Source organism: Tissierellales bacterium, from assembly GCA_035301805.1.
In the GTDB taxonomy this organism is placed as follows: Bacteria; Bacillota; Clostridia; order Tissierellales; family DATGTQ01; genus DATGTQ01.
The window spans coordinates 1-2226 of the sequence record DATGTQ010000088.1; the positions used below are offsets into that span (position 1 = coordinate 1).

Annotated in this window: 3 protein-coding genes; all 3 read right to left on the reverse strand. The window is 29.8% G+C overall.

Features of this window, described 5'->3' with window-relative positions; translation table 11 throughout:
- A partial coding sequence (gene cobK / locus VK071_04185) for a precorrin-6A reductase (GenBank protein HLR34513.1) occupies positions 1 to 592 on the reverse strand: 592 nt, incomplete at its 3' end.
- A complete protein-coding gene (gene cobJ, locus VK071_04190; protein HLR34514.1) occupies positions 589 to 1311 on the reverse strand; it encodes a precorrin-3B C(17)-methyltransferase in 723 nt (240 codons plus the stop codon). The genes cobK and cobJ, both read right to left, overlap by 4 nt.
- Positions 1311 to 2226, reverse strand: a 916-nt coding sequence (gene cbiG, locus VK071_04195; GenBank protein HLR34515.1) for a cobalt-precorrin 5A hydrolase, incomplete at its 5' end; no start/stop codon positions are given. The genes cobJ and cbiG, both read right to left, overlap by 1 nt.

Consider the following 2226-nt stretch of genomic DNA (forward strand, 5'->3'; position numbering starts at 1 on the left):
TATCTTTCATAACTACATGAGTAGCACCATATTCTTTAAACATAATCTTATTAAATTCCTTAGAAAAGGGACCTAGTAATGCAATTATATCCTTCATATGAATATTGTACTTTTTACATTCTTCTATACTAAGACTAGCAGGAAGTACTCTATATATATATCTATTTTTTCCTCGTATTTTTTCAAAATCTCCGATATTTTTAGACCCTGTAGTAAAAAACACTGTTCCTGAAATATTTTTTAAATACTCTAAAGTTTCCTCTAAATCCTTAAAATATACTACATAAGAGGGAATATATGATTTTTTTCGTACATATCTTATATACTTTATACCTTTCTCCAAAGCTACCTTTTTTGCATTTGAACTGACAATTTCAGCATAAGGATGAGATAAGTCTACTATTAAGTCAATATTTTTTTCCTCAACGAACTTAATCATATCATAGTAATCTAATCTTCCTACTATTAAATTAGGAATATTTATAAATTCTTTCTCACTTTCTGTTGCACTAGTTATTACAAACCTTACATCCTCTTCAATGTTTTTAACTAATTCTTTTGTTTCTGTAGTTCCTCCTATTATCCAAATCAAAACTCATAACCCCTTGGTGTTACTATTTTATCTCCTTTTATATAGGTTTCCTTATTTCCAATAAGAACTATACTTAGCATGTCCACAATTTCATAATCTATTTTCCCAAGAGTTGTAATAAACTTTTCCTCTCCATCTCTTCCAGAGTTTTTAACTATTCCTACTGGAGTAGAAGGTGATTTATATTTTAATATTATATCTACTGCTTTTTTAAGATGGTCTTTTCTGCCTTTACTTCTTGGATTATATATTACTATTACAAAATCTCCTTTTGCCCCGTATTCCACTCTTTTTTCTATTACTTCCCAAGGTGTAAGAAGATCACTTAAACTTATAGAACAAAAATCATGCATAATAGGTGAGCCTAAATCACTAGCTGCAGAAAAAGCTGCTGTAACTCCTGGTACTATTTCTACGTCTATATCATCAGCAAGCTCTAATATAGGGCCTGCCATTCCATAAAGACCTGCATCACCAGTACTTATTATAGCTGTATTTTTTCCCTCTCTTACTTTTTCTATTGCATATTCACATCTTTCTATTTCTCCTCTCATTCCCGTAGAAAAAATTTCTTTTCCTTCTATTAAATTTTCTCCTAAGTATTCTATGTAAGGGGAATATCCTACTATTACATCAGATCTTTTTATAGTCTTAATTGCTTTTAATGTAAAATGTTCTTTTCCACCTGGCCCAATTCCTACTACATACAACTTTGCCATTACACTACCTCCTTTGAAATTGCTAATGTTATTCCATTATAAATAGTTTTGTTTACAATTAAATTACCCCCTGATAGGTATGCAGAAGGTTCGCTAACACTATAAACTCCTATCTTCTCTTTTACAAATTCACTCTTTTGAAAATTATTTTCTACCTCTTTTATTTCTGCTTTAGTAAAAATATTCATAGAACAACTAAAATATTCAGCTGCCTCTACTATTCCCTTCTCACTTTTTTTAATTGAAACTGTACCTATGGATTTAATAGATTGTTCTGATAGATTATTTTTATTTAATAAATCAATAATAAAATTAATTATATCTCTTCCCTTAACACCTTTTCTACATCCTATTCCAATGTTTAAGTTTTTTGGTCGTAGAATTGTATAGGGTATATTAGGTTTTATGTCTTTCTCTGAAGTGACTAATAAAAATCCATCTACCTTTTCCTCTATTAATTTTATTCTCTGTTTATCTTCTATTTCTATTAAATTTGGATAACCTATTTTAGCTTCTATTTCAGAATAAAAACCTATTTTTCTGCCCTCTACCATAAGCGCTGTAATCTTTTTCACATCATTCATCTTTTCCATATATAAATTGTTCCTTACGGCATATATATCTACTGCCTCAATTCCTCGACTATCGGAAGCTGTAGTTATTATAGGCTTAGCATCAATAATACTTCCTATTTCTTCAGAAAGAGTATTTCCCCCTCCAATATGACCAGACAACAAGCTAATACTATATCTTCCTAAATCATCTACAACTACTATTGCTGGGTCTGTTTTCTTATCTTTTATGAAAGGAATCATCATTCTTATAGCTATACCTGTTGCAGATATAAATACTATTCCATCATATTTTCTTACCACTTCAGGTAATATAGTTTTTATACCACCTTCTATAGATGAA

What these genes read in the sequence shown, in the direction of transcription:
- cobJ (HLR34514.1), bottom strand. Translation starts at nt 1,311, where the DNA reads ATGGCAAAGTTGTATGTAGTAGGAATTGGGCCAGGTGGAAAAGAACAT.